This window comes from Acidithiobacillus sp. 'AMD consortium' (assembly GCF_008926505.1).
In the GTDB taxonomy this organism is placed as follows: Bacteria; Pseudomonadota; Gammaproteobacteria; order Acidithiobacillales; family Acidithiobacillaceae; genus Acidithiobacillus; species Acidithiobacillus ferridurans.
On sequence record NZ_CP044411.1, the window covers coordinates 1,052,673 to 1,079,024 of the forward strand.

Consider the following 26,352-nt stretch of genomic DNA (forward strand, 5'->3'; position numbering starts at 1 on the left):
TCTCCGCGCAGGTGCCAAAAATGGCAGTTGCGGATTGGCAGGCGCTGTTATAATTGACATGCGCGTGGTGAGGAGTGAGGATGTGCCCGTTGCACCGATCGCGGGTCCGTGTGCGGGGCGTGTGGAGGAGGGATATGACGGATTTGCTCAGGCAGTTGCGGGCGGAAATGACATCGTTGCTGGATTGTTTCAGCGCTCCGGCTGTGCTGCTGTGTGCAGATTACTCCGTCCTCGCCGCCAACCAGGCTTATCGGCGGGTCTTCGGCGACGGCAAGCCCCTGCAGGGGCGGCGCTGTTACGAAATCATGGAGGACGCCGGCTACTCCTGTCGTCAGGGAGGCAATCATTGCCCCCTCGACGCCTGCCAAAGCTCCGGTACCGGCCAGCATGTGGTGCATAGCAATACCTCCGGAAACGCACAGATCGATCTCTACCCTATCCGTAATGATAGCGCTAAAGTCGTCTACTTTCTTGAACTGCTGACCCTCGTGCCGCAATCGACGGCGCTGCCTGCCCCCGCCATGGTCGGCAACTCTCCCGCCTGGCGGGACGTGGCCAGGCTTATCCGCCGGGCGGCGCCCAGTGATGCCGCCGTATTGCTGCTCGGCGAGTCCGGTACGGGTAAGGAACTGGCCGCTGCGGCCGTACATCAGGCTAGTCACTGTCGGAACGGGCCTTTCGTAGCGGTGGATTGTTCCGGCTTGTCCGAAACCCTTTTTGAGAGCGAGCTCTTCGGTCATGAAAAAGGGGCATTTACGGGCGCGCATTCGCGCAAAACCGGTCTGGTGGAGGCGGCCGATGGGGGCACTCTTTTTCTCGACGAAGTCGGTGATATTCCGCTCAGTCTACAGGTGAAACTCCTGCGCCTGCTGGAAACGGGACATTTCCGGCGGGTAGGGGGCGTGGAGCCGATTCGTTCGCAGTTCCGCCTGGTCTCGGCTACTCACCGCCCGCTTGAAAAAATGGTCGCGGAGGAGCGCTTCCGGCAGGATTTGTATTACCGTCTGAATACATTTCCTGTCACGCTGCCCGCGTTGCGGGAGCGCCTGGAGGATGTGCCCTTGCTGGCGGAAGTCATCCTGCAGCGGCTGCCGGTGGCCAGGGGGCTGCACCTTCACGCCGATACGCTGGAACTGCTGCGCCGTTATAACTACCCCGGCAACATTCGTGAACTGCGCAACATTCTCGAGCGTGCGGCGCTACTGGCCGACGATGTCTGGATTCTTCCGGAACACCTGCCTGCAAACCTTCAGCATCTGCCAGTGCAGGAATCCGGCCCGGCTCCGTCTTTGACGGGACGGCAGCCCATACCCGGTGTTGGCGAAATCATTCCATTGGCGGATCTGGAAGCACAATACCTGCGCTGGGCGCGGGGAAATTACGGTGGCGATCGCCGCGGCCTGGCGCAGCGCCTGGGGGTAAGCGAGCGAACCTTGTACCGCAAGCTGGACGCACTGAGGAGTAATACCGGGCATGCCATTGAGTCCTGACATCTGGCCGGAGGGTCTGTTGACCCGCCCCGGTTGCCAAGTGGGAGCGCCTTGCATTGTGCTCCTGCACGGTCTCGGTGCCTCCATGGAAGACCTCGCCGGGGTGGCGGATATGGTGGACCCGGAGAGTCGGTTCCGCTGGCTGTTTCCTAATGCGCCGGTGCGCCCGGTGCGCGTCAACGGGAACCGGCCGATGCGGGCCTGGTATGACGTTTATGGTTTCGGCGGGCAGTCTGCCGAAGACGCCGAGGGATTACAGGACATGGCGTCGCGGCTCGGCGCACTGCTGGATCACGAGGCTGGCAGCGCACCGTCCGTCATTCTGGGTGGATTCTCCCAGGGGGGCGCCATGTCGCTCTACACCGCGCTACATGCAGGCCATGCGGCCCGCGCGGTGCTGGCCCTCAGTGCCTACCTGCCGTTGCGTGCCCGCCTGCCGGCGGCTACGCCCGAGTCGCCACCGGTATTCTGGGCGCACGGGCAGCAAGATGGCGTCCTGCCTATTTCCTATATGGAGATCGCCCGGCAGCTACTGACCGCATCGGGCTATGCGGTCAGTACCCACCGCTACCCCATGGGCCACACCCTTTGTGAAGACGAACTGCTGGATTTGCGTAACTTTCTGTATACCCTCGATTAATCAGAGGGCCCAAAAATCTGTTCTTCGAGACCCCAACGCGCCGCCAGTGTTTCGGTGGCATTTACCAGTTCTTCTGCGCGGGAAGGGTGGTTGGTGCGAGTTTCGACGATCCTGCGCAGCATCCCGTCGTGGTCGCCGCCGTTGGCAAGCAAATGAATCAATTCGCCGGCATCCCGACCGACTATTTCACCGCCAAGCAGTTCGCCGCTATCCATATCAGCCAGAAGGCGGACAAAGCCAACGCTGTCGTCCTGCCCCAGTGCGCGCGGTGAAGTCTCAAAAGCCGCAAAACCGACCGCGGGTTCAAAACCTGCATCCTCGGCCGCTTCGTCATCCATACCGATACGCGCGAGCTCCACTGCGGAATATACCAGTTCCGGCACCCAGAGCGGGTCGCGTTCCTGCTTTTCGGCGCTGAGCAGGTTGTGGATGACTATCCGAGCGTCGTTGAGGGCCTGGTTGGCATTCATGATCGGTCCGACAGCGTCGCCAATGGCATAGATGCCAGCCTCTCCGGTCTCCAGGGTGGCGTCAGTCTGCACAAATCCATGATCGTCCAGGGTGATACGGGTGTTTTCCAGACCCAATCCTTCGGTGTAGGCATGACGTCCGGTGGCGAGCAGTACCCAATCGCCATGGACCGACTTCCCCTGGTCGTCGAAGACCGTTACGCCCTCGGTCGTCGTCTCCATGCGGTGGATCCTGAACCCGGACTGGGGATGGATACCGAGTCCGGCCAGCGCTGCATGGAGTGTATCCTTAGCCTGCGGCGAATACCGGGTATGGGCGAGAGGCGTGGCGTGCACCAGCCATTCCACCTGTTTGCCGAGCTGAGTAAAAATATACGCGAACTCGGTGCCGATAACCCCTCCACCCACCAGGATCACCCGGTCTCCGTGCGGGACGCCGTTGTCATAGAGCATGTCGCTGGTCAGTACTTTGCCGGCTGCCGGAACGATCCCCCGGGGCAAGGATGGCGTCGATCCGGTGGCGATGATGCTGGTTTCCGTATGGATTTCCACCACTCCGCCGACCCCTTCAACGGCGATGCGCCGGGCATCCAGGAAGCTGCCCGTGCCATCGTAAAGATGTATCCCGAGGCGCTTGAGGTAGTCCAGATAGCTGCCACGGACAGTCTCGACCACATCGTGCTGATGCTGCCAGGCTAGCGCCATATTTCCCCTCAGCGCCAGACCCACCACCCCCCGCTTTTGGAAATGCCGACTTTGCTCTATCCATTTTGCCGTTTCATGCCAGTCCTTTTTAGGAACACAGCCCCGATTGAGACAGGTTCCTCCCCAGGTCTTTCTCTCAATAATCGCGGTTCTTTTACCGCGCAGAGCCGCCAGAACTGCCGCACGATAACCGCCGGGGCCACTGCCGATAATGGTGACATCATAGTTGTCCATACTCATAACACTTTCCTAGTCAATGTAATAGAAGTCATTCGTAAAGTTATTGATCATGTTGACGGTCGCGCGCTATTGCGTCGGTTATTCAATTCCATGGCGGAGCGAGCGCAGGTTGATGAATTATTTTGTTGTTTATCAGCGACTGTTACCCCCTAGCTATTTTATGGTCGAAAGGCATCATTTATAGAACTCGTCTATGGGTGTCTGGCGATACTATAATACTTTCAGTGCGCTATGAAGTATGTCTTGAATCCGTGCGCGAGAGATGCGATACGGTGCGGTGGATTCTCTGGTCATCTTCCCGATGACGTCGGGCACAAGCGACAAAAACAAGCCCCAAGAAATAATTAAAGTTGAAAAATTAGTATGTTGCAACTGTGGCATAGGTATTGCTTCCTGTTCTGTCATGAATATTTATCATCGTCATCATCTGTCACTGAAGCCGCTTTCCGCCGTCCTGCTTGGGCTGGCCGGGTTGGCGGCAACGCTGCCCGCATACGCCGACGAGTTCGGCATGGCTACGGTGGAGGCCAAGGCCAAATTGCTGGTGGACCGCACCTACAACCCGAAGCCCTTGCCTATCCCGGCCTTTCTCAAAGATCTCACGCCCGACCAGTATGCCCAGATTCAGGATGTTTCACCGCTCTGGAGAGGCGACAACTTGCCGTACGAGGCACAGTTTTATCTGCCTGGCTCCTGGTTCCACCGCCCAGTGGTTATCCGCAGCGTTGTGGACGGTGCGGTGCGGCCAGTTCCCTTTAAGCTGGAGCACTTCAGTTTCGGCAAACTGAACGTACCCAAAGATATACCCGGCGCACTCGGCTATGCAGGTTTCCGTCTGCTCGCGCCGCTCGACAATCCACCGCATCACAACGAGTTCATCTCCTTTCTCGGTGCGACCTATTTCCGCGCTGTTGGCAAAGGTGCCATCTACGGGACCTCGGCCCGTGGGCTCGGGATCGACACGGCTCAGCCTTCCGGCGAAATCTTCCCCTACTTCAAGGAATTCTGGCTGGAGCGTCCCAAACCCGGTGCGACCACGATGGTGGTTTATGCGTTGATGGACAGCTCCGTCGCGACGGGGGCCTATCGCTTCACTATCCAGCAGGGTGACAGCACCACGGTCCATGTGGAGGCCACCATCTACCTACGCAAGCCGGTACAGGTACTGGAACTGGCGCCCCTGACCAGCATGTACTGGCACGGGCATGGACGCGGCGTCATCGCGGGTGACTGGCACCCGGCCCAGCACGATTCCAGCGACCTGGTGATGGCCAACGGTAATGGTGAATGGACGACCAGGCCCATCAACAACCCGCTATACGTACAGACCACGACCTACACGATGGATCATCCTGTCGGGTTCGGCCTGATTCAGCAGGATCGCCGGTTCTCCGCTTACCAGGGCATCGAAACCCAGTACCAACGGCGCCCCAGCGTCTGGGTGCAGCCCGATGGTGACTGGGGCAAGGGGCAGCTTCGTCTGGTGGAACTGCCCACCAACAATCGGGATATGGATAATATTGGCGCATTCTGGGTGCCGGAACATGAACCTGCACCCAAAACGCCCCTGCACTTCGCTTATACCCTGCGCTTTTTCCTCGATAATCACGGTCTGATCCCGCTACCCCATCCGGTGGGCACCTATCTGGGCGACGATCCAAAAGTGCCCGGCGCACGGACGGTGGTAATCGATTTCGGGGGCGGTGCGCTCACCAAACTGCAGGACAATGCGCCCGTGCAGGTCCATCTTGACGCTGCCGACGGTGCGAAAATTCTCAGCCAGAAACTGGAATGGGAAAAGGATGGCCATTTCTGGCGAGTGATCGCCGTCATTCAGCCGCAACCGGATTTACCCAGTAATGTACGGTGTTTTTTAACCCTGAACCATCAGGTGATGAGCAATACCTGGACCTATCTTTTACACGCGGCAAAGGAGCAGATGTAATGTTTAAGGATGAATCAAGCTACAGTGTCAATCCCGCGGGTGATCTGCTGGCGGGTTGGACAGCGGAGGCCATGGTCGTCGCAAACAATGCCCCGGTGCTGGCCCGCGTGGAGCAGTACATGGCCCGCCTGTCATTGACGGATGCCCAGCGGCTGTGGGTTCGCGGGCAGGTAGTGGCGCAACTGCGCGGCGCGGATATGGAAGGTGAGGCGCTTTATGCCCGGGCCTTCGCCGGCCTACAGTTGGCCCTGGCGACGCTGGGGGACGGCGACGAGCTGGATGTGCGACTGGATCTTTCCCTCCATCTGCCCGTGGGCGACGCCCATGATGGCAAGCCCTGCCGCTGGTTGCAGCGTCAGGTAGGCCCGGCCATCGTGCGTTCCAGCATGGCCTCGCGACCCTTGAACCGCTCCTGGGGCGCAGCCTTGATGCGCCTCGCCCGGTCCCTGCTCAACCACCACACGATCCGCGCGCATCCGCGCGTACTGCCTGGAGAAGCCTGAATATGGGTTTTGGCGGCGCCCGGCCATGGGAAGCCATCGGCCGGTACCGGCGCTACTGGCTCAGCACTTTCATCGTTCTTCCGGCGTGCGGCGCTGGCCTGACACTGGACCAGGTATTGACAGACCGCCTGCCCTTCTGGCTGGAACTGCCGACGTTGATCATCTTTGTATTACTGTTCGCCTGGATATCCGCAGGCTTCTGGACGGCGCTGGTAGGGTTCGTTCTGCTCATGCGTGGACGTGCTGATACCACACCCGGCAGCCCCGAACTGCACCTGGCCGAGCCGCGTCTGCAGAGCCGGGTGGCGGTACTCATGCCGATTTACAATGAAGAAGTGGAGCGGGTCGCCGCAGGTCTCCAGGCCACCTATAAATCCATACAGAAGACCGGTGCACTCGCCCATTTCGAATTTTTCCTGTTGAGCGATACTCGCGACCCTGCCATCTGGCTGCGAGAAGAGCTGGTGTGGTCGGCGCTTTGCGAGTCTTTGGACGCTTTTGGGCGCATCCATTACCGGCGGCGGCCCATCAATAACAAGGCCAAGAGCGGGAATGTGGCAGATTTTTGCCGCCGCTGGGGTAAGGGTTACGAATACATGGTGGTACTCGACGCCGACAGTGTGATGAACGGCGAGACGCTGTACCGGATGCTGGAGATGATGGAGGGTAATCCTCAGGTCGGCATCATTCAAACCCAGCCGGTGGCGGTCAATCGCGAAACCCTGTATGCGCGCCTGCAACAGTTCGCGCAGCATCTATATGGCCCGATTTTCAGCGTCGGCCTGCGCTTCTGGCAGTTGGGCGACGGCCATTATATCGGCCATAACGCCATGCTTCGAATCGCTCCCTTCTCCCAATATTGCGCCCTGCCGGTGTTGCCGGGGCGGGCCCCTCTCGGCGGCCCGCTACTGAGCCACGATTTTGTCGAGGCCGCGCTCATGGCCAAAAGCGGCTGGGAAGTCTGGTTTGTGCCCAGCCTGTCCGGGAGTTATGAAGAAGTACCTCCGACCCTGATCGATGATCTCAAACGCGACCGCCGCTGGGCGCAGGGTAATCTTCAACATCTGCGCCTGCTGGCAGGGGAGGGCCTGCGCCCGGCGCATCGCTTTCTTTTTGTCAACGGCGCCATGTCTTTTTTGGCGGCGCCCTTGTGGGGCCTGTTTTTGATCCTGGGTGCGCTGGGCTCGCTCCACTGGGCCAATACCGCCAGTGACGGCAGCGTCATCACCCCGCTCGACTGGGACTGGCTGGTCAGTCCCATGCCCTTCTGGCTGTTTGGGATGACGGCGATTTTACTGCTGTCGCCAAAATTCATGGCGGTGCTCTGGGCGTTGCGTCAGCGCGGCCGAAAAGAGCAATTCGGCGGCGCATTCCATCTGGTGATCGGCATGTTTTTGGAGAGTATATTTTCGATACTCATGGCGCCGATCCGTATGGCCTTTCACAGCCAGTTCGTGATTCAGACCCTGATGGGGCGCGGCGTGGGCTGGGGCGCGCAAGTCCGTGGCGATCAGGAGACGTCCTGGCGGGATGCGCTACGTTATTTTGGCTGGTGTTCGGCGCTGGGTTTGATTCTGGCAGGAATACTCTATCCCTTTCTGGGGGCGTGGCACTTCGCCTGGCTGGTACCCATACTCGGGGGGCTGGCGTCAGCGGTGCCCCTGGCGGCCTGGACGAGTCGTCCCGCGCTGGGGCGCTGGACCCAGCGGCATCATCTTTTTGTCATCCCCGAAGAAGTACATGTCCCGCCGGAATTACAATCGCTCAGCGCGGATAGGATGGCCTATATGCCCCACATAGAGGGGGACCCCTTTGTTCAGGTGGTGGTGGACCCCCGTTTCAACGCGATACATACCGCCTTGCAGCGTAACCGCACCGCCGCCTGGCCACGTGCGGCGAAACTCTGCCACAAGGCGCTGGAAGAGGGTCCGCAAGGGCTCAGCAACCGTGAGCGCAACATACTGCTGACCGATCGCAACTCCATGCTCGCGCTGCATCGTGCGGTCTGGTCCACGGCCGATCGGACGCGTCTGGCGGCCTGGGGGTTGCAGAGCGAGGCGCAGGTGTTGTCCGACGCGTGATCGCGATTCGGCCGAGGCTCAGGAACGCCGGTTGCGGATTTCCGCCAGACGCTCCGCGCGGGCACCTTTTCCGCCCAGGTAGCCGGGTACGATACTCTCGACCGTGGTGGCCTGTATCTGGAAACGGTCGGCCAGATCATTTCTGGTACAGACGCTGTCGACGGACAGGGAGAGCAGATTATCGCGGGTGAGTACCTTGCCCGGCAGCCTTTCCATGATGCTGGCCTGAAGATTGCCGGCGAAGTCACCGAGGGGCACGATGACGCGATGGGTGCCGATCAGACTCTGGGTATAGGCCACCAGTTCACCGAGGGTATAGACTTTCGGACCACAAAGATCATAGGCCTGACCGTAGGTTTTTTCGTCATCCATGGATTGCACGTAGGCGCTGACCACATCTTCAATCCAGACCGGCTGCATTCTGGCTTTCGACCGAGCCAGCGGAATGAAAAAGGGGATGCGGCGCAATAACCCGGCGAAGCGGTTGAAAAAGCTGTCACCTTCACCAAAAATCACCGCTGGGCGAAAAGAAGTGGTTTTTAGCCCATGGCTCCAGAGCGGCATGGGCTCTTCCAGATCATCAAAGTGTCCTGTTTCCGCCCTATTCCCGCCCGACTGACGGACGACTGCCTCACCAGCCCCCTTGGAGCGCAGGTAGGCGCTGGGTCCGGTGGGACTGGCTCCCAATGCACTCATGTGGAGCAGACGGGGGATGCCCAGATCATTGCAGGCGCCAACCACCAAGCGCGGGAGTTCGACGTGGTTCCTGTCGAAATCGCCTTGATGGCGTTCATTGAGGATGCCCACGAGATTGATGACGACATCTCGTCCTGCGAACTGTTTTTTTAACGCGACAGGGTCATGGACATCGGCCTCGATCAACTCCACACCGGGGAGCACCAGCAGATTTTCACGGTGGCGTTCGCGGTTGCGCGTCAGGATGCGCACGGCGTGCCCTTTCTGGCTCAACCGCTCTGCCAAGTGCCGCCCCACGAAGCCCGTGCCCCCCAGCAGACAAATTTTGTGAAGTGTCATGACTCCTCCAGACTGATACCTGCCAGCATAGCACAGGCTTATGAACGGCGGGGCGGATGGGCCATATTTGTTCGAGGCCCTCCACATAGGCTATAAACCGGAATGGTATTCGAGGGAGGAATGACATGACGGGATGTTCGGCAGGGCGGAAACGCGGGATGCGGGCAGGAGCGTATTTTGCCATGCTCGGGGCGCTGGTGATGGCCCTGGCGGTGATCGCCGGCGCGGCAGGAGATCATCTGGTGGCGGTGCGGGTAGGTGGCCGTGCGCTGCATATTTACGACATTGCGAATCGCTTTCAGATTTATCACGGGCTTGGGCTGCTGCTCATCGGCGTGTTGATCCGCCAGTACGGCAGGCGGCGCCTGCTCTGCGCGGCGGGACTGCTGATGGTCCTGGGCGTTCTGCTGTTTTGCGGCGGACTCTATCTGCTGGTGCTGACCGGCTATTCGTTCTGGGCATTTTTCGCCCCCATAGGCGGGACGGCGCTGATTTTTTCCTGGCTCCTACTGGCGCTAGGTGTCTGGCGGGCCTCCAAAACGCAGGGGAATGGTGATGCTGATTGCAACGGGTAACGCATACGGAAAATATCTGGATTTTGCCGATGCCGAAGTGGGGGACAGGTTCTGGGTTGTGGAGCATGTGCCTTATAGTGGGACGGTAAAATCCGTGCGGGCCTATAGTGTGACGGAGATCAACTCAAAAACCGTGCTGTGCCATGCCGAAGAAGGCAAGGCGCTCAAATTGAAACGCGCTTTGCCTCAGGAAAACTGCTACCTGGATACCGATCCATATTTCCAGAATATTGCCCGCACCATGCAGATATCTACGCAGGTACAGGAGGTGAAAAAACTGGTAAAAGAACATGAAATCATGGACTTTGACCAGGAAGTCATCGACGCGGTCATGGCGTGGCAGAAAAGGGTGTCGGCGCGGAAGGGCGCAGCACAAGGATAGCCGAGCTTATGCTGACATGGATGGAACAGTCTGGTCCATTTGCAATGGGGGTTGCGCCGTGCGGACCGGCGGGACTGGAACGAGGTATTTCAGGAGATGGGTGGCTGCCAGAGTTTATCCCAGCTTTGCTGGGCGGCGAGACCGAGGCGTTGGGGGAGGGTCTTTTGGCGCTGGTAATGGAGGGCGAGCACTTTGCCCTGTCGCACCGCTTCCAGGATGATCTCGTCGCTGGTGGCGAGATCATCCACCAGTCCGAGCTGGTGGGCCTTGTTGCCCAGCCAGGCTTCGCCGGTGGCGACTTGTTCCAAATCCAGTTGCGGACGGTATTGCCGGACGAAGTCGCGGAACTGGGCGTGGGTTTCTTCCAGTTCTTCGCGCAGCTTGGCGCGGCCGGTTTCGGTATTCTCTCCGAACAGGGTGACGGTGCGCTTGAATTTGCCGGCGGTGAATTGTTCCCAGTCGATGTTGCGATCCTGCAGCCAGCGGTGGAAGTTGGGGATTTGGGCGACGACGCCGATGGAGCCGATGAGGGCGAAGGGGCTGGCGACGATACGGTCAGCGGTGACCGCCATCATGTAGCCGCCGCTGGCGGCGACGGCGTCGACCAGCACCGTGAGATGAATCTTGGCGGCGCGCAGACGTAATAACTGGGCCGAGGCGAGACCATAGGTGTTGACCATGCCGCCGCCGCTTTCCAGGCGCAGCAGGACGGTGTCGCCGGGTTTGGCGGCCTGGATGATGGCGGAGATTTCTTCGCGCAGGGCACTGACGGCGGAGGCGCGGATGTCGCCCTTGAAGTCGAGCAGATAGGTGCAGCTTTCGGCAAGGGGGTCGTTGGCCCTGTCTTTGCGGTCTTTCTTGAGGGTCTTTCGATGGATTTTCAGGGCTTTTTTGTCCAACCGGTATTGCTGGACGTTTTCGCCCGATTGTTCTAATTGCTTGCGCAGGTCGGTGACCTGCACCTGCCCGGACGCGGGGCTTTTGCGTTTGTTTAGGGCGATGGCGGCGATGCCGCCCACGACGATGAGCAGCGCGACCACGATGGTGGCGGTGTCGGCGAGGAAGAGCAGGTAATGGCTGAAGAAGGTTTCCATGGCGCCAAGATAGGCGGAAAGGCGATAGCTGTAAAGATTTGGGGTATGGTTGAACCCTGGGTGCTGGGGGCGTTATCATTTTACCTCTTGCCGAGGTGCCTCCTTTCATGATCCATGTGAAGTTTTTTGCCAGCGTGCGCGAGCGTATCGGGATCGGGGAAATATCTCTGCCGATGCCTGAAGGTGGTGCCACCGTGGCGGATGTCCTGGCGCTGGCGGAGGATGAAGCCGGCGTGGTGCTGCAGGGCGCTCATCTGCTGGCGGCGGTCAACCTACGGCACGTGCCTTTCTCCGATGTGGTTCGCGATGGCGATGAGGTGGCGTTTTTTCCTCCAGTAACAGGTGGTTAGCTGTGCTCGTTAAAGTTCAGCAGGAAGACTTTGATCCAATGGCGGAGATGGCGGCCTTTCCGGCGGATGCCATCGCCGGAGCGGGCGGCTCGGTCACCTTTATCGGGACGGTGCGCGATTATAGCGAGGCGACGGATATCCTGGCCATGGAGATCGAGCACTATCCGGGGATGACGGAGCGCGAGCTGGAACGCATCAGCGCGGAGGCCGCGCGGCGCTACGATATCCTCGACAGCCTGATCATGCATCGTTACGGGCGTCTGGCGCCACAGGACAATATCGTGATGGTGGCGGTCTGGTCGCGGCACCGGGCGGCGGCCTTTGACGCCTGTCGCTTTCTGATCGATGTATTGAAAACCAGCGCACCCTTTTGGAAAAAAGAGATCACCCCGGAGGGAGCGCGCTGGGTGACCGATTGTCCCGGCTGCCGGGCCGGGAGCCGCGAGGGGCATACCCATGCGCCCCATGTTTCCCATTCCCATACACAGTTGAAGTGAGATTTTATGCCGAGTTTTGATGTGGTATCCGAAGTGGATATGCAGGAAGTGGATAATGCCCTGCATACAACGGTGAAGGAAATCACCACCCGTTATGACTTCAAGGGCAGCAAGGCGTCGATGGAGCGGAAAGAGAAGGAGATCATCCTCGTTGCCGAGGACGAGTATAAGCTGGGGCAGATGATCGACCTGCTCTCGGCGCGCCTGGTAAAGCGCGGGGTAGATTTGAAGGCCCTGGATGTGGGTAAGGTGGTCGCTGCGGCAGGCGGGATGGAGCGGCAGGTGCTGGGCCTGAAAGTGGGTCTGGAAACCGAAGTGTCCAAGCGCATGATCAAATTTCTGAAAGACGGGAAGTTCAAGGCCCAGGGCAGTATCCAGGGGGATCAGTTGCGGGTGTCGGGCAAGAGCCGGGACGAGTTGCAGGCGGCCATTGCCGCGCTGCGCGGTCACGATTTTGGTTTGCCGGTGCAGTTTACGAACTTTCGGGATTGAGGTTTGACGGGGGTAACATGGACAAGGTGGAATTGGCGGCACTGGTTGCCGGGATGGCAGGGGTAAGTGCGGCGGCGGTGATCAGCCGTGATGGGATTCCTTTACAGGTGGAAGGGATGTCCGAAGACGTGGCGGATACGTTGGCAGCGCTCGCTTCTGGCATGTGCGCACTGGCTAAACGCATGAACGAGGAGGGTAATGGTGTGCGTCATGTCCATGTGGTGCTGGCCGACCACGATATGGTGTTGCTGCCGACCATGTCAGGAGCCGTGCTGGTGGTGATGCGGCCGGGGCGGAACGACGAGTCGGGGTTTGATATATTGCGGACTGCGGCGGCGGCTTTATGACGAAGGTGTCGGCACAGCATACGGCACTTCACGACTGGCATGTGGCCCACGGCGCACGTATGGTGGATTTCGCTGGCTGGGAGATGCCTCTGAACTACGGCTCGCAACTGGCCGAGCATGAGGCGGTGCGGCGGGCGGCGGGACTGTTTGATGTCTCGCACATGCGGCCTCTGGATTTGAGCGGGCCAGATGCGCGGGTGCTGCTTCGATACGCGTTGGCCAACGATGTGGCAAAGCTGGACGCGGTGCCGGGCAAGGCGCTGTACAGCACGATGTTGCAGGGCGATGGTGGAATTATCGACGATCTGATCGTCTACCATCGTGGCGGAGGCCGGTATCGGATCGTGCTGAATGCGGGGGGGGCGGAGGCGGATACGGCGCACCTGCACGCCCTTGCGGATGCCCATGGCTGGCGCGTGACCCTGCAGAAGCGGCCAGATCTGGGGATTCTCGCGGTACAGGGCCCGACAGCGCGGGCGCTGGCGGCGACGGTGCTGGCGATTCCGGCGTTGGCGGATCTGGGCGTTTTTCACGCATTGGAACAGGGAGATTTTTTTGTCGGGCGAACCGGCTATACCGGCGAGGATGGCGTCGAAATCGTCGCCGCTAACGGGCTGTTAACGGACCTGGCAGACCGCTTGCTGGCGGCGGGTGTGTGCCCTGCGGGTCTGGCGGCGCGGGATAGTCTGCGTCTGGAGGCGGGGCTGGATCTGTACGGTCAAGATATGACGACGGCGGTTTCGCCTTATGCCAGTAATCTGGGCTGGACCGTGGACTTGCGGGCCGCAGACCGGGATTTTCTGGGCCGGGCGGCACTGGAGGCGGAGTTGGCGGCTGGTGACGGTGCCAGGCTCGTCGGTCTGGCGATGCGCGAGGGGATTCCCCGCCATGGCTATGTCGTCGAAAATGCCGCCGGACAGCCTTGCGGGGTGGTCACCAGCGGTATTTTTTCGCCCAGTTTGCAGTGTGGTATTGCCCTGGCCCGGGTGGATGCGGTGCTGGCGCCGGGGGCGCTATCTGCGGTGCTGGTGCGTGGGGTGCGGCGTCCGGCGCTGGTGATAAAACCGCCCTTCTGGCGCAACGGGGCGGCAACCTTTTCCTTTCCTGAGGAGCATGAAATATGAGCAAAATTCCGGAGACCTTGCGTTATAGCGATACCCATGAGTGGGTGGAAGACCTGGGAGGCAGACGCTACCGGGTGGGGATTACCGATCACGCCCAGGAATTGCTGGGGGATCTGGTGTTCGTAGAGGCCCCGGAGGTAGGTAAGGCGATTCGCGGTGGTGCAGTCTGCGGTGTGCTGGAGTCGGTCAAGGCGGCGGCGGATTTGTATGCGCCACTCGACGGCACGGTGGTGGAGCGTAACGACGGGCTGGGGGATAACCCGCAGTGGCTCAATGAAGATCCTTATGGCCAGGGCTGGATCATGGTGGTGGAAGCGGATGCATCCGCTGGTAACGGGCTGATGGATGCGGCGGCCTACGCCAAGATCGCGGAGGTCTGATCGTTATGCCCTATATTCCCCACGACGCAGCGGAGACGGCGGCGATGTTGGCCGCCGTCGGCGTTGAGCGTCTCGACCAGCTTTTCGATGAAATTCCCCCAGTCCTGCAAGCGCAGGATATGGCCTTGCCGGAAGGACTGTCGGAAATGGCGCTGCAGCGTGAACTGGAGGGAAGGGCGCTGGCCAACGCGCCACTGCGCTGCTTTGCGGGGGGCGGGGCTTATGCCCATCATATCCCGGCCGTCGTCTGGGAAATTGCCGGGCGCGGCGAGTTTTATTCCGCTTATACGCCGTATCAGGCGGAAGCCAGCCAAGGTACACTGCAGCTCATTTACGAGTATCAGAGCTTCATCACCCGGCTGACCGGGCTGGAGGTGAGTAATGCCTCCCTCTATGACGGAGCCTCGGGCTTGGCCGAGGCCTGCCTGATGGCGTTACGCATTCAGGGCGGCGACAAATCCATCCTGGTGCCGGAGAACCTGCTGCCGGGCTGGCGGCGGGTGCTGGACAGCGTGCTTGGCTTGCAGAACATCCGTTTGGTGAGCGTGCCTTATGACCGTGCTACGGGCACCCTGATATTACCCGCAGATGCGGGAGATGCTGCGGCGCTGATCATTCTCCAGAGCAACGCCCTGGGTCTGCTGGAGCCGGTGGATGCGTTGACCGACTGGGCCCATGCCCATGGCCTGCTCGCCATAGCCGTGGTCAATCCGCTGGCGCTGGCGTTGCTGAAGGCGCCGGGGGTTTGGGGCACACAGGGTGCGGATATGGCGGTGGGGGAAGGGCAGCCGCTGGGGATTCCCCTGAGCGGCGGCGGACCTTACTTTGGTTTTCTGGCCTGCCGCAAGGCCCAAGTGCGCCAGTTGCCGGGACGCCTGGTGGCGAAAACCGTGGATGGCCAAGGCCGCGAGGGTTTTTGTCTGACCCTGCAGGCGCGGGAGCAGCATATTCGCCGCGGCAAGGCGACGAGCAACATCTGCACCAATCAGGGCCTGATGGTGACGGCGGCGACCATTCACATGGCGGCGCTGGGCGGGCACGGCTTGCAGCAGACGGCAGTGCGGTGCCATGAGCGTGCCGTGCGACTGCGGGAACTGTTGACGGGGGTGCCGGGGGTGAGTCTGCCTTATGGCGGGGCCTTTTTCCATGAATTTGTCGTGCGCTTGCCTCATGCTGCCGTGGCGGTACGGGATGCGCTGCTGGGCTATGGTTTGCTGGCGGGACTCCCCCTCTCGGATTGGGGAATGGGCGAAGCGGGCGATCTGCTGGTATGCACCACGGAACTGCTGGAAGAGGCGGATCTGTTGGCGTATCGCGGTGCCCTGACCGCTGTGCTGGAGACTTTATGAGCGATTCCATTTTCGATCACGATCATCATGCTCCGGCGCTGGCGTTGCCCTCCGATATTCCGGCGGCGCTACTGCGGAAGACACCCCTGAATCTGCCCAATCCGGCCGAACTGGAGGTGCTGCGCCACTACACCCAGTTGTCCCAGAAGAATTTTTCCATTGATACCCAGTTTTATCCGCTGGGTTCCTGCACCATGAAATATAATCCGCGGATTGCCCATACCATGGCCGCGCTGCCGGGCTTCGCGCGCCTGCATCCGGATACGCCGGCGCAGGGTATGCAGGGATTGTTGCAGGTGCTCTGGGAGTTGCAGGAATGGCTGGCGGCGACGACGGGCATGGCCGCGGTGAGCCTGACCCCGGCGGCGGGCGCCCAAGGCGAACTGGCCGGTGTCGCCATGATCCGCGCCTATCATGCGGCGCACGGCGACCATGGACGGCGGAAGATGCTGATTCCCACGGCGGCGCACGGCACCAATCCGGCCAGCGCCCGGATGGCAGGTTTTGACGTGGTGGAAATCCCTAATCGGGCCGACGGTGACCTGGATATGGCCTTTTTGGATCAGCATCTGGGGCCGGATATCGCAGGGATCATGTTGACCAACCCCTCCACCCTGGGGGTGTTCGAGCGTCGGATTACCGAAATTGCGGCACGCGTTCACGAGGCAGGGGGGCTGCTCTATTATGATGGCGCCAATCTCAATGCCATTCTCGGGCGGGTGCGGCCGGGGCAGATGGGTTTTGATGCGATGCATCTGAACCTGCACAAGACTTTTGCCACGCCTCATGGCGGCGGCGGGCCGGGTGCGGGTGCAGTAGCGGTACAGGAACGCCTGCGGCCTTTTCTGCCCCTGCCAGTGGTCGCGCGGGAAGCGGCAGGCGCGCTGCGCTGGCTGGATGAAGGGGATTTGCCGCAGAGCATTGGCCGGCTCAGCGCCCATGGCGGAAATATCGGCGTACTGCTGCGCGCCCACGCTTACCTGCGGCGTCTGGGGCGGTCGGGGGTGGGCCGGGTATCGGCTTATGCCGCGCTCAATGCCAATTATCTGCTCAGGGAGCTGCAGCGGGTGGGCTATCAGGCGGCCTTCCCGGAGCGGCGGGCCAGTCACGAGTTCATCCTGAGCGTCAGCGATCTGCAGAAAGCGACAGGTATACGGGCGCTGGATGTGGCCAAGCGCCTGCTGGATTTCGGGATTCACGCGCCGACCGTTTACTTTCCCCAACTGGTGCCGGAGTGCCTGCTGATCGAACCTACGGAGACCGAAAGCAAGGCGACCCTGGATCGTTTCGTGACGGTGATGGCGCAGATTCGCCGAGAGGCCCTGGAGCAGCCGGAACTCTTGCGGGAAGCACCTCACCATCTGCCGGTGGGGCGTCTGGATGAAGCCCTGGCGGCGCGGCGTCTGGATGTCGCGGAGGCTTTGTGACCGTCTGAACCCCTATGCAGCCCCTTCCCCCTGCTCATCCGCCACGATCCGGCCGCGTTCGAGGCGGATGACCTGATCGGCGAGGCGGGTGGTGCGCGGGCGGTGTGCGATGATGATGATGGTTTTGCGGCCGTGGAGAGCGCTGAGGGTCTCTGCGATGTGTTCTTCACTTTCGCTGTCGAGGTTGCTGGTGGCCTCGTCGAGGACCAGTACGGGGCGATCCAGATAGAGCGCGCGGGCGATGGCAAGCCGCTGGCGTTGTCCCCCGGAAAGATTGCCGCCATTACCCTTGATCAGCGTGTCCAGCCCGCCGGTCTTGGCCAGAAAATCCCAGGTATGGGCCTGCCGTGCGGCGGCCTCGGCGCGTTCGCGATCCGGTTGCGCGTCGGCGTAGGCGATATTGCTAAGGGCGCTGCCGGTGAAAAGTACAGGCTCCTGGGCTACAAAGGCGAAATAGCTGCGGTAATCGCCGGAAGGAAGTTCGCGGATGGATTGCCCCGCCACGGTGATGTCTCCCCCACTGGGCGGCAGAAGGCCGAGCATCACCCGCGCCAGACTGGTTTTTCCACCACCGCTAGGACCGACTATGGCGGTCGTGCTCAACGGTGGTATGGTGAACTGCAGTCCGCGCAAAATCGCTTCACCACTCATCTGCAGTTGGAGGTCGTGGCACTGCCAGGTGCCCCAGGGGCGCGGGATGGCGGAACGGGTACCGGATTCTGCGGGCTGATCCAGCCAGGCGAAAAGGCGATCTGCGGCCGAGAATCCCTGCTGCAGTTGATTGTTGGCCGAGGAAAGCTGGCGCAGCGGCTCGTAGACCATCCCGAGCGCTGTCAGGAAACTGAAAAAGGCTCCGGTCGTCATGCCGCCGTTCACCACCTGACTGCCGCCCAGATAGATGATGGCCCCGATGCCCAGTGCGGCGATCATTTCCATGATAGGGACGGTCGCCTTCTGGATACGGGCGATCTGCATCATCAGGTCGAAATAGCGTCGCGCCTGAACACCGAACCGTTGCGCCTCGAAGGCTTCACTGCCCTGACTTTTGATGACCTCGGCGCCACGCAGGCTCTGGGAGAACTGATCCATGATCTGGCCCATCTGCTCCTGCTGGCGCTCGCCGCGCTGGCGCAATTTATGCCCGAAACGAATCAGGGGATAAAATGCGATGGGCAGGGTGACGAAGCTGATGAGCGCCAGCTTCCAGCTCATGTAAAACACCACCGCCATCAGCGCGATGATCTGGAAGGTGGATAGAAAGAAGCGCGCCAGCACCGACAACCCCTGCTGCAACAAGGTCAGGTCCAGACTCATCCGGGACAGGGTGCTGCCGTGACTGTTATCGATCAGGACGCCGAGGGGCAGACGCAGGGTGTGGGCGAACAGACGTTCGCGCAGGTGTCGCAAAATGTCTTCTTCCACCCGGGCGAGGGTGATGGCCTGCAGGTAGTCGGCGCTCCCCTTGACCGCGTAGATCGCGATGACACCCAAGGGCAGCCAGATAAGCATGTCGGCGTTGCGGTCGATGAATATCCGGTCGAGGACCGGCTTGATCATGTAGGCCACTCCGCCCGTGGCCGCGCCCGAAATCACCATGAACAGCATGGCGACGGCGACGCGTCCCCGGTACGCGCGAACCAGGCTGAGCAGGCGGTAAAAGCTGGGAGAACGGAGCGCGGCGCGCGCGCCGGCGTCACTCACTCTTCGAGCAGTCCCCGTTTATCCTTGACGTTCAGCCAGGCATCGGCATCTTCCGGCGCGGCCTTTTTCTGGATGATGGCCGGCCAGATCTTGGCAAGACGGGCGTTGATTTCTTCAAATACTTTCTGACCATCCGGCAAGTCGTCATCGCGGAAAATGGCGCCCGCGGGACATTCCGGTTCGCAGAGGGTGCAATCGATGCACTCGTCGGGGTCGATGACCAGGAAATTCGGCCCTTCGCGGAAACAGTCCACCGGGCAGACGTCCACACAGTCCGTATATTTGCACTTGATACAAGATTCAGTCACCACATAAGTCATGGGGGCGGAGCTCCTCACGGTTGAGTCTGATGAATTATAGCCGGGTGTGCCGGCGGGTTGCGGGTCTATTCTAGCCTAAGGCGGCAGTGCTGCCCACTAGTTAGGGGGCGGATTCGGGAAAGGCAGACTAGCAGGAATAGCTGCCCCGGAGGTGGGTTGGAAAATAGATAAAATTAGACTAATATTACATGGCGTCGCAAGCTAAGGGCGTTTGGCAGGGTGCGAAAAACTTCTGCTATAGTGAAAACCCAGACTTTGTCCCGTCGTTTCAACAGAGGAGAAACCCAATGGCCGTATTAGTAGGAAAAGCTGCCCCCGATTTTGTAGCCCCCGCAGTCATGCCAGATAACAGCATCAATGAAAAGTTTCAGTTTTCTCAGCATATTAAGGGAAAATATGCGGTTCTGTTCTTTTATCCCCTCGATTTTACCTTTGTCTGCCCCTCGGAAATTCTGGCGTTCAATCACCGCCTGAACGAGTTCAAATCCCGCAATACGGAGGTCATCGCCTGCAGCGTGGACTCCCATTTCACCCATCTGGCCTGGAAGAACACGCCGGAAGAGAAGGGCGGTATCGGCCATATCCAGTTGCCTATGGTCGCCGATCTCTCCAAGAGCATCGCCCGCAACTACGATGTCCTGATCAACGATGAAGTTGCCCTGCGCGGTTCCTTTTTGATCGACCGTGAAGGCATCGTGCGTCACGAGGTGGTCAATGACCTGCCCCTGGGCCGCAACATCGACGAAATGATCCGGATGGTGGACGCACTGCAATTCTCGGAAGAACACGGCGAAGTTTGCCCTGCCCAGTGGCAGAAGGGTAAAGCAGGCATGAAGCCGACCAGCGAAGGTGTCGCCGACTTTCTGGCGCATCACGGCAAAGAGCTCTGACTGCCGGTCACTGTTGAGGTCCCCGGTCTGGACGGACGCGGGGATGTGCCGAAGTGAGAAGAGCCCGGACGCCAGTCGTCCGGGCTTTTTTCCGGGTCTCAGTGCAGGCCGTGTCCGGCCCCTTCCGCCGCTTCCATCATCACCGCCCTTACCGCGTCGGGAAAATCCCCCTGTGCCATCTGCTGTGTTCCCTCCTGAAAGAAGCGGGGGGCATCGGCGGGCAAGTGGTGAATGATGGCCGCAAAAGCCTTGCGCATTTCCACAGGGTCATGGGCACGCGTCGCGGTAATCCCCCAGTTCAGCAGCAGGATGCGCCAGGGGCGGTGCGGGTCTGCGCCTTCCAGATCGGCAGCGTAGTCCGCTGCGGCGGCTTCTTTCACCTCGCCCGTCAAGCGAGCGAGGGGCCGCAGTTCGGCGGGCTCGGCGCGGCCGTTGGCCAGAATGGCCAGACCGTTGACCACCGGTTCCAAGGTATGGATGAGGCCGTGTTGATGGCATACCCACGCGGCGATACTGACGGTGATCATTTCCAGGGCGGTTTTCGCCGGGCGTTCACCCAGACGGTCGGCCCAGGTGGCGAGATCCATCAGCAAACCGATGGCAAGGTCACCGACGCGCTCCGCTTCGTCGTCGGGCAGGGTAGGATCCCAGGAGGCCACATCCGTCGTCAGCACCTTGAAAAGCTGGCGCAGGGCGTCCACGATGAGCGGCGGGGTGATCTGTTCTCCGGTGGCAATGCCGCTCGCCGCAAAGGCACCGAGAACGGGTTTGGCGTATTGTTCAAAGCGCTGTTGTGCGCCCGCTATGTCCAGAATGAGAGCCACTGCTGCCTCCGATATGCCCCGATGAAGTTGAGCATGTTATGCTAGCACGGAATGTCGCCAGGTTTTGCAAAGGGCGACTCCCCATTTTATCCAGGAACTTCCTCATGGCGCAGCAATATCCTGTTTCTCCGGTCGATTTGCATATGCACTCCATGGCCTCCGATGGCACCATGACGCCTGCTGGCTTGGTGCAGCGGGTGCATGGGGCGGGAGTGCGTGTCATGGCACTGACGGACCATGACAACACGGCGGGGTTGGAGGAGGCCGCGTTAGAGGCCGAGGCACTGGATATCCGACTCATCCCCGGCGTGGAAATCTCCAGCGAATGGGAAACCCAGGGCATCCATATCGTCGGTCTCTTCGTTGATCCGAAAAACAGCGTCTTACAGGAAGGACTGAGCCGGATCATGGCGTTCCGCGACTGGCGCGCCATGGAGATCGACCGCTTGCTGGCAAATGCCGGTATTCCCGGCGCAGAAGCCGGAGCGCGGGCGATGGCGGGCAGTCGGATGGTGGGGCGCAGCCACTTTGGGCGCTGGCTGGTGCGCGAGGGGCGTTGTGCAGACGCGAATGAGGCCTTTGGCAAATATTTGGGGCGTGGTTGCAAGGCCTATGTGCCCAGTGACTGGATTCCCATGACCGAGGTGGTCGGCTGGATCCATGCAGCGGGCGGATATGCCGTTCTCGCCCACCCCGGTCGCTATAAGCTCAGCGGAACCAGATTGCGCGCTCTGCTCAGCGCATTTCGGGACGCGGGCGGCGTCGGTCTCGAGGTCTGTACCGGCAGTCAGGCAGCCGGTGATCGTGAGCATCTCGGGCGCCTGGCACAACAGTTGGGCATGGCCGGTTCCGTGGGTTCCGACTTTCATGGTCCGGACGCCGGCCACGCGGCCATCGGCCATCTGCTACCCCTGCCCGACGGTGTGGAGCCAGTCTGGGAGCGCGCCGGTATTCACCTTTACTAAGCGGCCAATCCTGCAAGGGTTTTTGGGCGCTCCGCGCATTTTCAACGGCAGGGTACTGTGGTAGCTTTGCTCTCCATTGCGGATTCACATCAGGGGAAGATGGTGCAAAACAGTCAAAAGTCAACCAGCTACGCCAATTTGGGCACGTTCGTGTTGCTGCTGGTCTACGCTGGCGCCGCATACACCCTCAGCCCCTTCGCAGGTCCCCTGCTGATGGGGGCGGTGCTGACGACGGTGGGCTGGCCCTGGCAATTGCGTCTGGAGCGTGCCTTCCACATGCCGCGCTGGCTGGGTTCCCTGGTCCATGCCCTGGTGTGGGTGGCGATCATCATCATTCCGGCGGTCATTATTGTAGATTCGGTCCTGCCCCAGTTGGCACTGCTGATTTCCCGCTGGCAGTCGGGTGGTCCCCTTGTCGTCGTGCCGCCGGAGGTGATGAAAATTCCCTATGTGGGTCACTGGTTGCTCGGCCACCTGCGCGGGCTGAACGGTGCCTACCTCTCCGCGCTGGTGAGCACGCATTCCGGCATCATCACCGATTCTCTGAGCCAACTCTGGATATTCACCCTGCACACGTTTTTTGCCGCGCTGACGGTGTTTGCGCTGGCCCTCCACGGTGAACGTCTGACGGAGGCGTTGCGCCTTGGGGCCGGACAAATATGGGGCAGTGATCGCGGCAATCGTTTTTTGGCCGCCAGTCGGGATGCGGCGCGCTCGGTGCTGATCGGCCTCATCGGTGTAGGTGTGGTAGAGGGCATGTTTATCGGTATTGCCTACGCCGTTGCCGGACTGGGTATGTGGCCCCTCTGGCTGGTTGCCACGGCGCTGATATCCCCTATCCCTTTCGGGGCGACGGCGGTAGTCGGCGCTGCCACCCTGTGGCTCGCTTTTACGGGGCATTGGTTTGCCGGTCTGCTCGTCCTGATCTGGGGGCTGATCGTGATTACCGCAGCGGACCTGGTGGTTCGCCCGCTGCTCACCGGTTCGCAGACGCAAGCCCCTTTCTTTCTGGTGTTCTTCAGCATCCTTGGCGGCGCCGAGGCGTTCGGTCTGATTGGCCTGATTATCGGACCCATTCTGGTGCTGCTGGCGCGTGGCGTGTGGCGCGCATGGGAGCGGCGCGTTCGCCTTCAGGAGTAGCTGGCCAATCTGGGTGATTGGGGAACTGTACAGGCTTCCCGTCTATCCAACCAATGGGTATTATCTTTACGACGGCTATCACTGCAGTTACATCAGGAGCGAATCATGGACTACTCAATGTTGGATCAACAATACAATCAGTTGCAGCAACAGACCCAGAATAACCTACAGGCCTTGCAGCAGGTGGCCGGACGGGTGAACGCCATGGCGCCCGATAATATCACCGGGCGCGAGATCAGTATGGAATTGCGCGGCCTGGCCATGAATTTGCAGCAACAGCAACAGAATGTAGGGATGATGCTGCAGCAGATGGCGCAGCATATCCAGCAACTGGAAATGCAGATGCAGGCGATGGGACAGGGTGGAATGAACCCCAATATGGGACAGCAGCGTCCCTGGAATGCACCAATGCAGGGGCAGCCAGGTATGGGGAGCGGTTTCCTGGGTAATGTCATGACCGGTTTGGGGTTGGGTGCCGGCTTCGCGGTGGCGGACAATATCGTTGATGATATCTTCGACAGCTTCTAGGTCGAAATGTGGATTGCTCGTTTTGACGGTTTTCTGCAGATAGCGTCCTGCCCATGACGCTACCGTTGCCGGTCTATCTGGATCTGGAATCGCGGATTCTTGCCTGGGCCGCAGGGCAGGGGTGGAGGTTGCAGCGTACCGGCCCTTTGCGGCGGGATGAATGGCCGCTGCCGCGCCTGGAGTTTCTGCGCGAGGGGAGGTTGGCCTCGGACGAGTGGGACGTTGCGTTGGCTGCCTGTCCCCTGTTCGCAAGGGCTGCCTCCGGGCAACGGGAGGCATGGAGTCCTGAAGGCATCAGGATTAAATTTTATCAGGCCCCGACTGAGTTTCTGGGGTTTGCGCAGATCGCCCACACCGGACCGGCTGGGTTTGTCGCTGCCTGTCGCCAACTGCCCGGCTGGGATGAGGCACCGGCACCCGACGAGGTAACTGCATTTGCTCGCGTCGGACTGCCTTATATACCACCCTCCCGGCGTCCTCTGGAAGGGCTTGCGATGTTGGCTGGAGCTGCGTGTGAGTAAAGAATCCCTTTATGGAATCCATGCGGTCAGCGCGGCACTGGATGCGGAAGAGTTGCTGGAACTCTGGGTTGCCGTCGAGCGGCGGGCAGATGAGCGCATTGCACTTTTGGTGCAGAAGGCTGCAGAACAGTGTCTGCCGGTGCAGGAATGGCGGAGTTCGGCGCTAGGACGGAAACTGAACACCGGCCGGCACCAGGGCGTGGGCGGTTTGCTGCGCGACTTTCCCGGACAAGATTTGGAGACGATCCTCGCGCAACTGAACGACCGTGGTTTTTTGCTGGTGCTGGATGGTGTGCTCGATCCCCATAACCTTGGGGCATGCCTGCGCAGTGCGGAGGCAGCAGGGGTCGACGCGGTGATTCTGCCCGGGGATAACGCCTGCCCGGTCAATGCTACCGTACGCAAGGCGTCCGCCGGATCGGCGTCACGCGTTCCGGTCTGTACTGTGACTAATCTGTCGCGCACTCTGTCCTCGCTGCAGGAGGCGGGATTCTGGCTGGTCGGGATGGCAGGGGAGGGTTCCCGGAGTCTTTATGCGCTGGACCTCGATATGCCGCTGGTGATGGTGATGGGGGGTGAGGAGAAGGGCTTGCGCCGCCTTACCCGGGAACATTGCGATTACTTGGCGCATATTCCCATGATGGGAGCCATCGAAAGCCTGAACGTGTCCGTAGCTACCGGGATCTGCCTCTTCGAGGCGGCCCGGCAGAGGCGGAATCTGTCCCCCGCGCGGCCTGCCGGGCAGGAAAAATCCGCTTGAACCCGCTGGAAGGCCATTCCTATATGCTGGTAGATTCGCATTGTCATCTGGATTTCGAAGATTTTGACGCAGACCGATCTGAGATCCTGGCCCGTGCCCGGGCGGCGGGCGTGGGGGAAATGCTGATCGCTGCCGTCGTCGAGGCGCACTGGCCGCGGGTGCAGGCCCTTGCCGCCGGGCACGCCGGCGTATGGGCGGCAGTGGGAGTACACCCCAACGAACCGGTTGGGGCAGGGCCGGAATGGGAGCGTCTGCTGGTCGCGCTGGCCGCCGATAAGGTGGTCGCCGTCGGGGAGACCGGGCTGGATTATTACCGCAGTGAAGGGGACTTGTCCTGGCAACGGGAACGCTTTGCCCGGCATATAGCGGCGGCCAAGGCCACAGGAAAGCCGTTGATCGTGCACACCCGAGCGGCGGCGGCAGACACCCTTGCCATGCTGCGCAGTGAAGATGCGGCGGCCGCCGGCGGCGTCATCCATTGCTTTACCGAAAACCAAGATTTTGCGCGGGCGGCCCTGGATATGGGTTTTTATATCTCCTTTTCCGGCATCGTGACGTTCAGGAAGTCCGTCGAATTGCAGGCGGTGGCCAAGATGCTGCCGGCGGATCGCCTGCTGGTGGAGACGGATGCGCCTTATCTGGCTCCCGAGCCGCGGCGCGGCAGGCGCAACGAGCCGGCTTTCGTGGCCCATGTCGCGGCCTTTCTCGCAGCGTTGCGGGGCGAGGCGCCGGAGGCCGTCGCCACGCAGACCACCGCCAATTTCCACGCCCTGTTCAGACACGCGGTGGCGTCATGAAGGTGGTCTTCCTCGGTACGGGATCCAGTGCCGGAACCCCCGTAATTGCCTGCCACTGCCCGGTTTGTCGTAGCGACGACCCGCGCAATCACCGCCTGCGGGCCAGCATCCTGGTGCGGGATGAAGGCGTTGATCTGCTGGTGGATACCGGTCCTGACCTGCGTCAGCAGATGCTGCGTGCCGGCGTGCAGTCGCTGACGGCCGTGCTCTATACCCATTTTCACGCCGATCATATCAACGGGGTGGACGATCTGCGCGCCTTCAATTTTGCACAGGAGGTGGTGATCCCCTGCTATGCGGATCAGCGCACGGCAGCGGAGCTGGAGAGCCGTTTCCGCTACTGTTTTCTGCCGCCGGATCTGGCCTGGGCGAAACCTTCCCTGTCCATGCACCGGATCGTATCGCCGCAGACCTTTGGCGGGGTTCGAGTGACGCCCATACCCGTGTTGCACGGTGATCTACCCATACTCGGGTACCGTTTTAATGATGTGGCGTATCTGACGGATCTGAAAACGATTCCAGACGCCAGCCTGGATCTGCTGCGGGGTTTGAAAGTGTTGGTCCTGGATTGTCTTCGTTATGAATATCACCCCACCCATCTGCATGTCGAAGAGGCCCGGTACTGGGCGCGCCGGATCGGCGCGGAACGAACCATTCTTACCCACATGACCCATGACGTGGATTACGCGACATTGGCGACGGAGTTGCCGGAGGGCGTCATTCCCGCCAGTGATGGTATGGTCCTGGACCTTTAGCATCGGCATCTGCAGGACCGGCGCG

General features: G+C 60.7%; 29 protein-coding genes. 23 read left to right on the top strand and 6 right to left on the bottom strand.

Annotated elements, in window-relative coordinates; all coding sequences use genetic code 11:
• Positions 1-134 precede the first annotated feature (134 nt).
• Positions 135-1,490, top strand: a complete 1,356-nt coding sequence (locus F6A13_RS05505) for a sigma-54 interaction domain-containing protein (protein ID WP_126605184.1) — start codon at positions 135-137, stop codon at positions 1,488-1,490.
• Complete coding sequence (locus F6A13_RS05510; RefSeq protein ID WP_126605185.1) at positions 1,474-2,130, top strand: alpha/beta hydrolase; 657 nt, start codon at positions 1,474-1,476, stop codon at positions 2,128-2,130. Before F6A13_RS05505 ends, F6A13_RS05510 begins: the two co-directional genes overlap by 17 nt.
• Here F6A13_RS05510 and F6A13_RS05515 read toward each other — a convergent pair.
• Positions 2,127-3,545 carry a dihydrolipoyl dehydrogenase family protein gene (locus F6A13_RS05515; protein ID WP_113526677.1) on the bottom strand — a complete coding sequence of 473 codons (1,419 nt, stop codon included), beginning with the start codon at positions 3,543-3,545 and terminating at the stop codon, positions 2,127-2,129. The genes F6A13_RS05510 and F6A13_RS05515 overlap by 4 nt on opposite strands.
• A gap of 403 nt (positions 3,546-3,948) precedes the next feature.
• Here F6A13_RS05515 and F6A13_RS05520 point away from each other — a divergent pair, with 403 nt between their 5' ends.
• Genes F6A13_RS05520 through mdoH form a run of 3 tightly spaced genes read left to right on the top strand, consistent with a single transcriptional unit; the run spans position 3,949 to position 8,074 of the window.
• A complete protein-coding gene (locus F6A13_RS05520; RefSeq protein ID WP_113526676.1) occupies positions 3,949-5,490 on the top strand; it encodes a glucan biosynthesis protein in 1,542 nt (513 codons plus the stop codon).
• On the top strand, positions 5,490-5,993 hold the full coding sequence (locus F6A13_RS05525) for a hypothetical protein (protein ID WP_113526675.1): 504 nt from the start codon (positions 5,490-5,492) through the stop codon (positions 5,991-5,993). The genes F6A13_RS05520 and F6A13_RS05525 overlap by 1 nt, the downstream gene beginning before the upstream one ends.
• Before the next feature lie 2 nt (positions 5,994-5,995).
• Positions 5,996-8,074 (top strand): glucans biosynthesis glucosyltransferase MdoH, encoded by a 2,079-nt coding sequence (mdoH, locus tag F6A13_RS05530; protein ID WP_113526674.1) that lies wholly within the window; start codon positions 5,996-5,998, stop codon positions 8,072-8,074.
• 18 nt (positions 8,075-8,092) lie between these two features.
• On the opposite strand, the gene F6A13_RS05535 is transcribed toward mdoH, so the two are convergent.
• The gene (locus F6A13_RS05535; protein ID WP_113526673.1) at positions 8,093-9,109 is read right to left on the bottom strand and encodes a complex I NDUFA9 subunit family protein; all 1,017 of its coding nucleotides are present in this window, start codon (positions 9,107-9,109) and stop codon (positions 8,093-8,095) included.
• A 125-nt stretch (positions 9,110-9,234) separates the two neighbouring features.
• Between F6A13_RS05535 and F6A13_RS05540 the strand changes: the two genes are divergently transcribed.
• Together F6A13_RS05540 and F6A13_RS05545 are read left to right on the top strand one after the other, a co-directional pair.
• Positions 9,235-9,684, top strand: a complete 450-nt coding sequence (locus F6A13_RS05540) for a DUF423 domain-containing protein (protein WP_113526672.1) — start codon at positions 9,235-9,237, stop codon at positions 9,682-9,684.
• On the top strand, positions 9,665-10,066 hold the full coding sequence (locus tag F6A13_RS05545; protein ID WP_126605186.1) for a hypothetical protein: 402 nt from the start codon (positions 9,665-9,667) through the stop codon (positions 10,064-10,066). The genes F6A13_RS05540 and F6A13_RS05545 overlap by 20 nt, the downstream gene beginning before the upstream one ends.
• An 89-nt stretch (positions 10,067-10,155) precedes the next feature.
• Here F6A13_RS05545 and sohB read toward each other — a convergent pair whose 3' ends face one another.
• Positions 10,156-11,160, bottom strand: a complete 1,005-nt coding sequence (gene sohB / locus F6A13_RS05550) for a protease SohB (RefSeq protein ID WP_113526670.1) — start codon at positions 11,158-11,160, stop codon at positions 10,156-10,158.
• 107 nt (positions 11,161-11,267) lie between these two features.
• Here sohB and F6A13_RS05555 point away from each other — a divergent pair, with 107 nt between their 5' ends.
• Genes F6A13_RS05555 through gcvPB form a run of 8 tightly spaced genes read left to right on the top strand, consistent with a single transcriptional unit; the run spans position 11,268 to position 17,126 of the window.
• Complete coding sequence (locus tag F6A13_RS05555; RefSeq protein WP_113526669.1) at positions 11,268-11,510, top strand: MoaD/ThiS family protein; 243 nt, start codon at positions 11,268-11,270, stop codon at positions 11,508-11,510.
• 2 nt (positions 11,511-11,512) lie between these two features.
• Complete coding sequence (locus F6A13_RS05560) at positions 11,513-12,007, top strand: molybdenum cofactor biosynthesis protein MoaE (protein ID WP_113526668.1); 495 nt, start codon at positions 11,513-11,515, stop codon at positions 12,005-12,007.
• 6 nt (positions 12,008-12,013) lie between these two features.
• Complete coding sequence (locus F6A13_RS05565) at positions 12,014-12,499, top strand: YajQ family cyclic di-GMP-binding protein (RefSeq protein WP_113526667.1); 486 nt, start codon at positions 12,014-12,016, stop codon at positions 12,497-12,499.
• 17 nt (positions 12,500-12,516) lie between these two features.
• A complete protein-coding gene (locus F6A13_RS05570; RefSeq protein WP_113526666.1) occupies positions 12,517-12,846 on the top strand; it encodes a roadblock/LC7 domain-containing protein in 330 nt (109 codons plus the stop codon).
• The gene (gcvT, locus tag F6A13_RS05575) at positions 12,843-13,970 is read left to right on the top strand and encodes a glycine cleavage system aminomethyltransferase GcvT (RefSeq protein ID WP_126605187.1); all 1,128 of its coding nucleotides are present in this window, start codon (positions 12,843-12,845) and stop codon (positions 13,968-13,970) included. Before F6A13_RS05570 ends, gcvT begins: the two co-directional genes overlap by 4 nt.
• A complete protein-coding gene (gene gcvH / locus F6A13_RS05580) occupies positions 13,967-14,350 on the top strand; it encodes a glycine cleavage system protein GcvH (RefSeq protein WP_126605188.1) in 384 nt (127 codons plus the stop codon). The genes gcvT and gcvH overlap by 4 nt, the downstream gene beginning before the upstream one ends.
• A gap of 5 nt (positions 14,351-14,355) precedes the next feature.
• A complete protein-coding gene (gene gcvPA / locus F6A13_RS05585) occupies positions 14,356-15,699 on the top strand; it encodes an aminomethyl-transferring glycine dehydrogenase subunit GcvPA (protein ID WP_113526663.1) in 1,344 nt (447 codons plus the stop codon).
• On the top strand, positions 15,696-17,126 hold the full coding sequence (gcvPB, locus tag F6A13_RS05590; RefSeq protein ID WP_126605189.1) for an aminomethyl-transferring glycine dehydrogenase subunit GcvPB: 1,431 nt from the start codon (positions 15,696-15,698) through the stop codon (positions 17,124-17,126). Before gcvPA ends, gcvPB begins: the two co-directional genes overlap by 4 nt.
• 12 nt (positions 17,127-17,138) lie before the next feature.
• On the opposite strand, the gene F6A13_RS05595 is transcribed toward gcvPB, so the two are convergent.
• Positions 17,139-18,827 carry an ABC transporter ATP-binding protein gene (locus F6A13_RS05595; protein WP_126605190.1) on the bottom strand — a complete coding sequence of 563 codons (1,689 nt, stop codon included), beginning with the start codon at positions 18,825-18,827 and terminating at the stop codon, positions 17,139-17,141.
• Positions 18,824-19,147 carry a ferredoxin FdxA gene (fdxA, locus tag F6A13_RS05600; protein WP_113526660.1) on the bottom strand — a complete coding sequence of 108 codons (324 nt, stop codon included), beginning with the start codon at positions 19,145-19,147 and terminating at the stop codon, positions 18,824-18,826. Before fdxA ends, F6A13_RS05595 begins: the two co-directional genes overlap by 4 nt.
• Before the next feature lie 287 nt (positions 19,148-19,434).
• Here fdxA and F6A13_RS05605 point away from each other — a divergent pair, with 287 nt between their 5' ends.
• Complete coding sequence (locus F6A13_RS05605) at positions 19,435-20,037, top strand: peroxiredoxin (protein ID WP_113526659.1); 603 nt, start codon at positions 19,435-19,437, stop codon at positions 20,035-20,037.
• Between the two features lie 98 nt (positions 20,038-20,135).
• Here the strand turns inward: F6A13_RS05605 and F6A13_RS05610 are convergent, their stop codons facing one another.
• On the bottom strand, positions 20,136-20,861 hold the full coding sequence (locus tag F6A13_RS05610) for a hypothetical protein (protein ID WP_113526658.1): 726 nt from the start codon (positions 20,859-20,861) through the stop codon (positions 20,136-20,138).
• A gap of 104 nt (positions 20,862-20,965) precedes the next feature.
• Between F6A13_RS05610 and F6A13_RS05615 the strand changes: the two genes are divergently transcribed.
• The 7 genes from F6A13_RS05615 (at position 20,966) to F6A13_RS05645 (ending at position 26,327) form a co-directional block, all read left to right on the top strand.
• Positions 20,966-21,826 (top strand): PHP domain-containing protein, encoded by an 861-nt coding sequence (locus F6A13_RS05615; RefSeq protein ID WP_113526657.1) that lies wholly within the window; start codon positions 20,966-20,968, stop codon positions 21,824-21,826.
• Between the two features lie 99 nt (positions 21,827-21,925).
• Positions 21,926-22,966, top strand: a complete 1,041-nt coding sequence (locus F6A13_RS05620; protein WP_126605191.1) for an AI-2E family transporter — start codon at positions 21,926-21,928, stop codon at positions 22,964-22,966.
• 105 nt (positions 22,967-23,071) lie between these two features.
• A complete protein-coding gene (locus tag F6A13_RS05625; RefSeq protein WP_172959370.1) occupies positions 23,072-23,494 on the top strand; it encodes a hypothetical protein in 423 nt (140 codons plus the stop codon).
• Positions 23,495-23,547: 53 nt separating this feature from the next.
• On the top strand, positions 23,548-24,015 hold the full coding sequence (locus F6A13_RS05630; protein WP_126605192.1) for a hypothetical protein: 468 nt from the start codon (positions 23,548-23,550) through the stop codon (positions 24,013-24,015).
• On the top strand, positions 24,008-24,775 hold the full coding sequence (gene rlmB, locus F6A13_RS05635; protein WP_126605193.1) for a 23S rRNA (guanosine(2251)-2'-O)-methyltransferase RlmB: 768 nt from the start codon (positions 24,008-24,010) through the stop codon (positions 24,773-24,775). The genes F6A13_RS05630 and rlmB overlap by 8 nt, the downstream gene beginning before the upstream one ends.
• Positions 24,772-25,572: a TatD family hydrolase gene (locus tag F6A13_RS05640; RefSeq protein ID WP_225981974.1), complete on the top strand. Its 801-nt coding sequence runs from the start codon at positions 24,772-24,774 to the stop codon at positions 25,570-25,572. Before rlmB ends, F6A13_RS05640 begins: the two co-directional genes overlap by 4 nt.
• A complete protein-coding gene (locus tag F6A13_RS05645; RefSeq protein WP_126605194.1) occupies positions 25,569-26,327 on the top strand; it encodes an MBL fold metallo-hydrolase in 759 nt (252 codons plus the stop codon). The genes F6A13_RS05640 and F6A13_RS05645 overlap by 4 nt, the downstream gene beginning before the upstream one ends.
• Positions 26,328-26,352: the final 25 nt, after the last annotated feature.

Bases quoted from the DNA above. Each gene is read 5' to 3' on its own strand.
- F6A13_RS05505 (WP_126605184.1), top strand. From the start codon at position 135: ATGACGGATTTGCTCAGGCAGTTGCGGGCGGAAATGACATCGTTGCTG.
- F6A13_RS05510 (WP_126605185.1), top strand. From the start codon at position 1,474: ATGCCATTGAGTCCTGACATCTGGCCGGAGGGTCTGTTGACCCGCCCC.
- F6A13_RS05515 (WP_113526677.1), bottom strand. From the start codon at position 3,545: ATGAGTATGGACAACTATGATGTCACCATTATCGGCAGTGGCCCCGGC.
- F6A13_RS05520 (WP_113526676.1), top strand. From the start codon at position 3,949: ATGAATATTTATCATCGTCATCATCTGTCACTGAAGCCGCTTTCCGCC.
- F6A13_RS05525 (WP_113526675.1), top strand. From the start codon at position 5,490: ATGTTTAAGGATGAATCAAGCTACAGTGTCAATCCCGCGGGTGATCTG.
- mdoH (WP_113526674.1), top strand. From the start codon at position 5,996: ATGGGTTTTGGCGGCGCCCGGCCATGGGAAGCCATCGGCCGGTACCGG.
- F6A13_RS05535 (WP_113526673.1), bottom strand. From the start codon at position 9,109: ATGACACTTCACAAAATTTGTCTGCTGGGGGGCACGGGCTTCGTGGGG.
- F6A13_RS05540 (WP_113526672.1), top strand. From the start codon at position 9,235: ATGACGGGATGTTCGGCAGGGCGGAAACGCGGGATGCGGGCAGGAGCG.
- F6A13_RS05545 (WP_126605186.1), top strand. From the start codon at position 9,665: ATGCTGATTGCAACGGGTAACGCATACGGAAAATATCTGGATTTTGCC.
- sohB (WP_113526670.1), bottom strand. From the start codon at position 11,160: ATGGAAACCTTCTTCAGCCATTACCTGCTCTTCCTCGCCGACACCGCC.
- F6A13_RS05555 (WP_113526669.1), top strand. From the start codon at position 11,268: ATGATCCATGTGAAGTTTTTTGCCAGCGTGCGCGAGCGTATCGGGATC.
- F6A13_RS05565 (WP_113526667.1), top strand. From the start codon at position 12,014: ATGCCGAGTTTTGATGTGGTATCCGAAGTGGATATGCAGGAAGTGGAT.
- F6A13_RS05570 (WP_113526666.1), top strand. From the start codon at position 12,517: ATGGACAAGGTGGAATTGGCGGCACTGGTTGCCGGGATGGCAGGGGTA.
- gcvT (WP_126605187.1), top strand. From the start codon at position 12,843: ATGACGAAGGTGTCGGCACAGCATACGGCACTTCACGACTGGCATGTG.
- gcvH (WP_126605188.1), top strand. From the start codon at position 13,967: ATGAGCAAAATTCCGGAGACCTTGCGTTATAGCGATACCCATGAGTGG.
- gcvPA (WP_113526663.1), top strand. From the start codon at position 14,356: ATGCCCTATATTCCCCACGACGCAGCGGAGACGGCGGCGATGTTGGCC.
- gcvPB (WP_126605189.1), top strand. From the start codon at position 15,696: ATGAGCGATTCCATTTTCGATCACGATCATCATGCTCCGGCGCTGGCG.
- fdxA (WP_113526660.1), bottom strand. From the start codon at position 19,147: ATGACTTATGTGGTGACTGAATCTTGTATCAAGTGCAAATATACGGAC.
- F6A13_RS05605 (WP_113526659.1), top strand. From the start codon at position 19,435: ATGGCCGTATTAGTAGGAAAAGCTGCCCCCGATTTTGTAGCCCCCGCA.
- F6A13_RS05615 (WP_113526657.1), top strand. From the start codon at position 20,966: ATGGCGCAGCAATATCCTGTTTCTCCGGTCGATTTGCATATGCACTCC.
- F6A13_RS05620 (WP_126605191.1), top strand. From the start codon at position 21,926: ATGGTGCAAAACAGTCAAAAGTCAACCAGCTACGCCAATTTGGGCACG.
- F6A13_RS05625 (WP_172959370.1), top strand. From the start codon at position 23,072: ATGGACTACTCAATGTTGGATCAACAATACAATCAGTTGCAGCAACAG.
- F6A13_RS05630 (WP_126605192.1), top strand. From the start codon at position 23,548: ATGACGCTACCGTTGCCGGTCTATCTGGATCTGGAATCGCGGATTCTT.
- F6A13_RS05645 (WP_126605194.1), top strand. From the start codon at position 25,569: ATGAAGGTGGTCTTCCTCGGTACGGGATCCAGTGCCGGAACCCCCGTA.